The sequence below is a fragment of the Enterococcus sp. DIV1368f genome, assembly GCF_051712245.1.
In the GTDB taxonomy this organism is placed as follows: Bacteria; Bacillota; Bacilli; order Lactobacillales; family Enterococcaceae; genus Enterococcus; species Enterococcus faecalis.
Map to the genome: position 1 here is coordinate 243795 of NZ_JBIOON010000001.1, position 8706 is coordinate 252500.

At 41.8% G+C, this 8706-nt stretch carries 4 protein-coding genes and 2 rRNA genes (1 of these 6 cut by a window edge); all 6 read left to right on the forward strand.

Annotated features, from left to right (window positions below; all coding sequences use genetic code 11):
- Positions 1-47 precede the first annotated feature (47 nt).
- Positions 48-2204: an ATP-dependent zinc metalloprotease FtsH gene (gene ftsH / locus IGL07_RS01265; RefSeq protein ID WP_002363441.1), complete on the forward strand. Its 2157-nt coding sequence runs from the start codon at positions 48-50 to the stop codon at positions 2202-2204.
- 161 nt (positions 2205-2365) lie between these two features.
- The gene (gene hslO / locus IGL07_RS01270; RefSeq protein WP_010711914.1) at positions 2366-3262 is read left to right on the forward strand and encodes an Hsp33 family molecular chaperone HslO; all 897 of its coding nucleotides are present in this window, start codon (positions 2366-2368) and stop codon (positions 3260-3262) included.
- 11 nt (positions 3263-3273) lie between these two features.
- Positions 3274-4272, forward strand: coding sequence for a tRNA dihydrouridine synthase DusB (gene dusB, locus IGL07_RS01275; protein ID WP_010711915.1), 999 nt, complete (start codon positions 3274-3276; stop codon positions 4270-4272).
- Between the two features lie 93 nt (positions 4273-4365).
- On the forward strand, positions 4366-5862 hold the full coding sequence (gene lysS, locus IGL07_RS01280) for a lysine--tRNA ligase (RefSeq protein WP_002359372.1): 1497 nt from the start codon (positions 4366-4368) through the stop codon (positions 5860-5862).
- A 653-nt stretch (positions 5863-6515) separates the two neighbouring features.
- Positions 6516-8076, forward strand: a 16S ribosomal RNA gene (locus tag IGL07_RS01285).
- A gap of 226 nt (positions 8077-8302) precedes the next feature.
- Positions 8303-8706: ribosomal RNA gene (locus IGL07_RS01290) — 23S ribosomal RNA — on the forward strand (it continues 2509 nt past the right edge of the window).
- The 16S and 23S rRNA genes sit together here, the layout of an rRNA operon.

Sequence of the window (8706 nt, forward strand, 5' to 3'; positions counted from 1 at the left end):
ATAAAAGAATAACATGAATTGTAATGATGAGCATAAGGAGGACAGGCATGAACAAAAAGAATAATGGCATGAAAAATGGTTTATACTACGTCTTAGTAGTACTTGCCATGGTCATGGTTGTCTATTTCATTTTTGGAAATAACAACCAACAATCGCCAGACATCGATTACTCAACCTTCCAACAACAATTGGAAGACGGAAAAGTCAAAGACATGACCATTCAACCAACCAATGGGGTTTACCGGATTGAAGGTCAGTATAAAGAAAAACAAGAAGTGAAAGACACAGGTGGTCTGTCATTGTGGGGCTCAACGCAAGCGTCGTCAAAAGGCTTCACAACAACCGTTTTACCTAGTGATACAACCTTAGCTGGCATTCAAGATGCGGCACAAAATAACAAGGTGAAGCTAGTTGTCAAAGAACAATCAACAAGTGGTGCTTGGTTGTCACTGTTGTTTAGTTTCTTACCATTAGTGATTATTTTCTTCTTCTTCTACATGATGATGAGCCAACAAGGCGGTGGCGGTGGCGGCGGTGGCCGTGTGATGAACTTCGGTAAATCAAAAGCCAAAGAAGCCGATAAAAAAGCTAACCGTGTCCGCTTCTCAGATGTAGCTGGTGCGGAAGAAGAAAAACAAGAATTAGTTGAAGTAGTGGAATTCTTAAAAGATCCACGTCGTTTCGCTGAATTAGGCGCACGGATTCCTGCGGGCGTACTATTAGAAGGACCTCCAGGGACTGGTAAAACGTTACTTGCTAAAGCCGTAGCAGGTGAAGCAGGTGTGCCATTTTACTCAATCTCAGGTTCAGATTTCGTTGAAATGTTTGTCGGGGTCGGTGCTAGCCGTGTCCGGGATTTATTTGAAACAGCGAAGAAAAACGCACCTGCGATTATCTTTATCGATGAAATCGATGCAGTTGGTCGTCAACGTGGTGCTGGTATGGGTGGCGGACACGACGAACGTGAACAAACCCTTAACCAATTATTAGTTGAGATGGATGGTTTTGATGGCAATGAAGGAGTTATCGTAATTGCTGCAACGAACCGTTCAGACGTGTTAGACCCAGCGTTGTTACGTCCAGGTCGTTTTGACCGCCAAATCTTGGTAGGACGTCCAGATGTCAAAGGTCGTGAAGCGATTTTACGTGTTCATGCGAAAAACAAACCGTTAGCTGATGACGTTGATTTGAAAGTTGTTGCACAACAAACACCAGGTTTTGCTGGTGCTGATTTAGAAAATGTCTTAAACGAAGCAGCCTTAGTTGCCGCTCGTCGTAACAAGAAAAAAATTGATGCTTCTGATGTGGATGAAGCCGAAGACCGCGTAATTGCTGGTCCAGCTAAAAAAGATCGCGTGATTAATAAAAAAGAACGCGAAATGGTGGCTTACCATGAAGCAGGACACACAATTGTTGGTTTAGTCTTAAGCCGTGCCCGTGTTGTCCATAAAGTAACAATTATCCCTCGTGGTCGCGCAGGCGGTTATATGATTGCTTTACCAAAAGAAGATCAATTCTTAATGACTAAAGAAGATATGTTTGAACAAATCGTTGGCTTACTTGGTGGACGTACAGCAGAAGAAATTATCTTTGGCGTTCAATCAACAGGGGCTTCAAATGACTTTGAACAAGCAACAGGGATTGCCCGTAGCATGGTAACGGAATATGGAATGAGCGACAAATTAGGACCTGTTCAATATGAAGGAAACCATCAAGTCTTTGTCGGTCGTGATTATGGTCAAACAAAAGCTTACTCAGAACAAGTGGCGTTTGAAATCGATCAGGAAGTTCGTCGTATCTTAATGGATGCTCATACAAAAGCGCATGAAATTATCGAAGCGCACCGTGAACAACATAAACTAATCGCTGAAAAACTATTAGAATATGAAACATTAGATGCAAAAGCAATCAAATCATTATTTGAAACAGGTAAAATGCCTGAAGGTGCTGACAGCGACTATCCTAGTGAAAAAGAAGCGCAAACATTCGAAGAAGCAAAACGTGCTTTAGAAGAAAAAGAAGCGCAAAAACAAGTTGAAGAAAAACAAGACTTTGAAGAAGCGAAAAAAGAATTACATGATGAAGCAGAAGAAGTCAAAGTAGAAAGCGAACAAACAGAAAAAGAAGTCCAATCTGAAGAGAAAAAAGATTCAGATTCCAATTCTGAATATGATCGCAATAACTACGAAGATCGTTATAAATAACCAATTAGTAGAAGGTGCAGTATTTGTCGAGATGACGAATACTGCACCTTCTATAATATTAAGATATTCTATAGAAGGAAGATTATTTGGTTGAAAAAACACCTGATTCCTAGTATTATCTGACTAATGGACAAAAAAGCACCAAGAGAAGAGGAAAAAGAATGGAAGATTATTTAGTAAAAGCCCTTTGTTATAAAGGTTCAATACGAGCATATGCCATCAGTGCCACTGAAACTGTTAGTGAAGCGCAAAGAAGACATGATACATGGAGTTCTTCTACCGCAGCGTTAGGACGCACATTGATTGGAGCCCTTTTACTAGGAGCGACTTTAAAAGGTGACGATAAATTAACTGTAAAAGTACAAGGAAATGGCCCAGCTGGCGCTATTATTGTCGATAGTAATGGCCGTGGAGAAACAAAAGGCTACATTAAAAATCCACATGTCAGCTTAAAGTTGAATGCAACAGGTAAAATTGATGTACGTGGCGCTGTCGGTAACGAAGGAATTTTCACAGTCATTAAAGATTTAGGATTAAAAGAAACCTTTTCTGGACAAACACCTATTGTTTCTGGTGAAATCGGTGAAGACTTTACATATTTTATGGCGGTCTCTGAACAAGTTCCTTCAGCTATCGGTTTAGGTGTATTGGTGGACACGGATGAATCTGTGAAAGCAGCCGGTGGTTTTATGATTCAAGTAATGCCAGGTGCCGATGAAAGTACCATTGATTTTATTGAACAGCATCTAGCGGAAGTGCCCCCAATTTCACAATTACTAGAAAATGGAGAAACACCTGAACAAGTCTTGTATCGCTTATTGGGAGAAGACGAAGTAGAAATTTTAGAAAAAATGCCTGTACAATTTAAATGTGACTGTTCCAAAGAAAAATTTGCGACCGCTTTGATTGCCGTTGGGATCGATGAATTAAATGCGATGATTGATGAAGATCATGGAGCAGAAGCAGTTTGTCAATTCTGTAACAATAAATATCACTATAGTGAAGAAGAATTAATTGAACTTCGCGATGAAGCGATTCGCAATACGAAACAAAAGTAGGAGGAAAGACTATGTGGAAAATTGGAGACGTTGAAATCCCCAACCGTGTTGTCGTAGCTCCGATGGCGGGTATTAGCAACGCCGCTTTTCGTGTGACTGTAAAAGAATTTGGCGCAGGATTAGTCGTTTGTGAAATGATTAGTGACAAAGGAATTAAATTAAGAAACAAAAAAACCTTAGAAATGCTATATATTGATGAGCGAGAATATCCTTTAAGTGTACAAATTTTTGGTGGAGATAAAGAAACATTAGTGGAAGCTGCTAAGTTTGTGGAAGAAAATACGCAAGCGGCGATTATTGATATTAACATGGGTTGTCCTGTCAATAAAATAATTAAAGCTGAAGCTGGTGCGAAATGGTTGCTGGATCCGAATAAAGTGCATGAGATGGTTCACGCAGTCTCTTCAGCAGTTTCTTTGCCTGTCACTGTAAAAATGCGAACAGGCTGGGATGAAGATCATCTATATGCTGTAGACAACGCTTTGGCTGCCGAACAAGCAGGGGCTTCGGCAATTGCTATGCATGGTCGGACGCGTGTCCAAATGTACGAAGGGACAGCCAACTGGGACGTTTTAAAGGAAGTGAAAAAGCATTTAAGCATTCCTTTTATGGGAAATGGCGATGTCAAAACGCCTGAAGATGCTAAACGCATGTTAGAATATGTTGGAGCGGATGGTGTGATGATTGGTCGAGCTGCTTTGGGCAATCCTTGGATGATTCAACGGACGAAAGAATACTTGGAAACGGGCGAATTGATACCTGAGCCTTCGCCAGCTGAAAAAATCAATATTGCAAAAGTTCATTTACAACGATTAGTGGATTTAAAAGGTGAAAAAATTGCGGTCCGTGAGTTTCGCCAACATGCTTCTTACTATCTAAAAGGAATCTCGCGAGCAGCTAAAGTGAAAGTTGCGATTAACCAAGTTGAAACACAACAAGCAGTTGTCGATTTACTTGATGCCTTTGTAGAGAAGATTTCCAAAGTTGCTGTAACTACTATAGAAGAATAAAAAATTCAAGCCGAAAGTAAAATTCGGCTTGCTTTTTTTCGAATTACTGTGGCATTATTAGGATAGGTTAAAATCAAGAATGGAGGAACAACAGTGGCAGAAGAACAACAAGCGCATTTAGAGGATTTAAATGATCAAATGCTCGTGCGCCGCGAAAAAATGGAAGCTTTACGTGAAGAAGGGATTGATCCTTTCGGTAAACGTTTCGATCGCACTCATAATTCAGCAGAACTTCATGAACAATATGATAATCATACAAAAGAAGAACTTAGTGAAATGAATACAGAAGTCAGCGTTGCTGGACGTATGATGACAAAACGTGGTAAAGGAAAAGCTGGTTTCGCCCATTTGCAAGACCGTGAAGGCCAAATTCAAATTTATGTTCGGAAGGACCAAGTTGGAGACGAAGCCTATGAACTATTTAAACATGCTGACTTAGGCGACTTCTTTGGTGTGACAGGTCAAGTAATGAAAACCAATACGGGGGAAGTTACTGTTAAAGCTCAAACAATTACGTTATTAACTAAAGCTTTGCGTCCATTGCCAGATAAATACCATGGATTAACGAATGTGGAACAACGCTATCGTCAACGCTATTTGGATTTAATCAGTAACAAAGAAAGCTTTGATCGTTTCATGAAACGCAGTCAAATTATTAGCGAAATCCGTCGTTATCTAGATGGCAATGGCTATGTCGAAGTAGAAACGCCTGTCTTGCATAACGAAGCAGGAGGAGCTGCTGCTCGTCCATTTATCACACACCATAATGCATTAGATATGGACTTATACTTACGCATTGCCCTAGAGTTACATTTAAAACGTTTAATTGTCGGTGGCATGGAAAAAGTCTATGAAATTGGTCGTGTCTTCCGTAATGAAGGAATCGATACCACTCATAACCCAGAATTTACAATGCTAGAAGCTTATACTGCTTATACTGATTATCAAGATGTGATGGATTTAACAGAGGGAATTATTCGTAATGCTGCGGAAAAAGTCTTAGGAACTACTGATATCACGTACGATGGTCAAGCTGTTGACTTAGGAAGTCCTTTCAAACGTCTACACATGGTAGATGCGGTCAAAGAGCAAACGGGCGTAGATTTTTGGCAAGAGATGACGATAGAAGAAGCCCGTGCGTTAGCTAAAGAACATAATGTTGAAATTACAGATGCCATGACAGTCGGTCATATCATTAATGAATTTTTCGAAACATTTGTAGAAGATACATTGCAACAACCAACATTTATTTATGGTCACCCAGTAGCTGTTTCACCATTAGCGAAGAAAAATCCAGAAGATGGTCGTTTCACTGACCGCTTTGAACTATTTATTATTGGAAAAGAGTTTGCTAATGCATTTACAGAATTAAATGATCCAATTGACCAACGTGAACGTTTTGAAGAACAAGAAAAAGAACGGGAACAAGGAAATGATGAAGCACACGGAGTAGATGAAGATTTCATCGAAGCCTTAGAATATGGCTTACCACCAACCGGAGGATTAGGTATTGGGATTGATCGACTAGTTATGTTATTAACCGATGCACAATCAATTCGTGATGTATTATTATTCCCAACAATGAGATAAAAAAAGATGCCTTAAGGGCATCTTTTTTTTGTATTCGCAAAAAATTAAATAAAAAAAGAATAGAAAAACAATTGAAACCAATTCTTTTTTTCTAAAAAAATCGAAGATGGGTAATAAAAAGAATGGGTAATCTGATAAAAAAACGAACTTTATCTAATCGGATAAGAAAGAATAATCGGTATTGAAAAAAAGTTTAAAAAAAGTGAAAATAATGATTGACCAATGCTTGAAATCTTGGTATATTATTACATGTCGCAAGGCGAGTCACACAGCTGAGCGATTCAGAAATCAATAATTAAATAACAATTCTTGATTTCAAATCTCTCGAAAAAAGTTTGAAAAAACAACAAAAAAGTTGTTGACAAATAACAAACGAGATGATAAGATATAGAAGTTGTCACAACAGACAACGACAACCGAGCAAAACAACTTAAAAAAACTTTTTCAAAAAAGTTCTTGACATTCAAGCGAAAGTTTGTTATGATATAAAAGTTGCTGCGAGGTAACGTAGACCTTTGAAAACTGAACAAAGAATAGACGAACCAAATGTGTAGGGCGTCTTGATTCAATTCAAGACAACAAACATTTTTAACAAGCAAGCAATATGCTAGCAAACAAATTGAGCTTAACAATCGCAAGATTGTTCTAACTTTTATTATGAGAGTTTGATCCTGGCTCAGGACGAACGCTGGCGGCGTGCCTAATACATGCAAGTCGAACGCTTCTTTCCTCCCGAGTGCTTGCACTCAATTGGAAAGAGGAGTGGCGGACGGGTGAGTAACACGTGGGTAACCTACCCATCAGAGGGGGATAACACTTGGAAACAGGTGCTAATACCGCATAACAGTTTATGTCGCATGGCATAAGAGTGAAAGGCGCTTTCGGGTGTCGCTGATGGATGGACCCGCGGTGCATTAGCTAGTTGGTGAGGTAACGGCTCACCAAGGCCACGATGCATAGCCGACCTGAGAGGGTGATCGGCCACACTGGGACTGAGACACGGCCCAGACTCCTACGGGAGGCAGCAGTAGGGAATCTTCGGCAATGGACGAAAGTCTGACCGAGCAACGCCGCGTGAGTGAAGAAGGTTTTCGGATCGTAAAACTCTGTTGTTAGAGAAGAACAAGGACGTTAGTAACTGAACGTCCCCTGACGGTATCTAACCAGAAAGCCACGGCTAACTACGTGCCAGCAGCCGCGGTAATACGTAGGTGGCAAGCGTTGTCCGGATTTATTGGGCGTAAAGCGAGCGCAGGCGGTTTCTTAAGTCTGATGTGAAAGCCCCCGGCTCAACCGGGGAGGGTCATTGGAAACTGGGAGACTTGAGTGCAGAAGAGGAGAGTGGAATTCCATGTGTAGCGGTGAAATGCGTAGATATATGGAGGAACACCAGTGGCGAAGGCGGCTCTCTGGTCTGTAACTGACGCTGAGGCTCGAAAGCGTGGGGAGCAAACAGGATTAGATACCCTGGTAGTCCACGCCGTAAACGATGAGTGCTAAGTGTTGGAGGGTTTCCGCCCTTCAGTGCTGCAGCAAACGCATTAAGCACTCCGCCTGGGGAGTACGACCGCAAGGTTGAAACTCAAAGGAATTGACGGGGGCCCGCACAAGCGGTGGAGCATGTGGTTTAATTCGAAGCAACGCGAAGAACCTTACCAGGTCTTGACATCCTTTGACCACTCTAGAGATAGAGCTTTCCCTTCGGGGACAAAGTGACAGGTGGTGCATGGTTGTCGTCAGCTCGTGTCGTGAGATGTTGGGTTAAGTCCCGCAACGAGCGCAACCCTTATTGTTAGTTGCCATCATTCAGTTGGGCACTCTAGCGAGACTGCCGGTGACAAACCGGAGGAAGGTGGGGATGACGTCAAATCATCATGCCCCTTATGACCTGGGCTACACACGTGCTACAATGGGAAGTACAACGAGTCGCTAGACCGCGAGGTCATGCAAATCTCTTAAAGCTTCTCTCAGTTCGGATTGCAGGCTGCAACTCGCCTGCATGAAGCCGGAATCGCTAGTAATCGCGGATCAGCACGCCGCGGTGAATACGTTCCCGGGCCTTGTACACACCGCCCGTCACACCACGAGAGTTTGTAACACCCGAAGTCGGTGAGGTAACCTTTTTGGAGCCAGCCGCCTAAGGTGGGATAGATGATTGGGGTGAAGTCGTAACAAGGTAGCCGTATCGGAAGGTGCGGCTGGATCACCTCCTTTCTAAGGAATATTACGGAAATACACATTTCGTCTTTACTTTGTTCAGTTTTGAGAGGTCTACTCTCAAAACATTCGTTCATTGAAAACTGGATATTGAAGTAAAAAGAATCAAAACAAACCGAGAACACCGCGTTGAATGAGTTTTTTAATAAGTTCAATTGCTTATTTATTGATTAACCTTCTATCGCTAGAAGAAGTGATCAAGACCCAACCGCAAGGTTGATAAGGTTAAGTGAATAAGGGCGCACGGTGGATGCCTTGGCACTAGGAGCCGATGAAGGACGGGACTAACACCGATATGCTTTGGGGAGCTGTAAGTAAGCTATGATCCAGAGATTTCCGAATGGGGGAACCCAATATCTTTTATAGGATATTACTTTTCAGTGAATACATAGCTGATTAGAGGTAGACGCAGAGAACTGAAACATCTTAGTACCTGCAGGAAGAGAAAGAAAATTCGATTCCCTGAGTAGCGGCGAGCGAAACGGGAAGAGCCCAAACCAACAAGCTTGCTTGTTGGGGTTGTAGGACTCCAATATGGTAGTCTGTTAGTATAGTTGAAGGATTTGGAAAATTCCGCTAAAGAGGGTGAAAGCCCCGTAGACGAAATGCTGACAACACCTAGGAGGA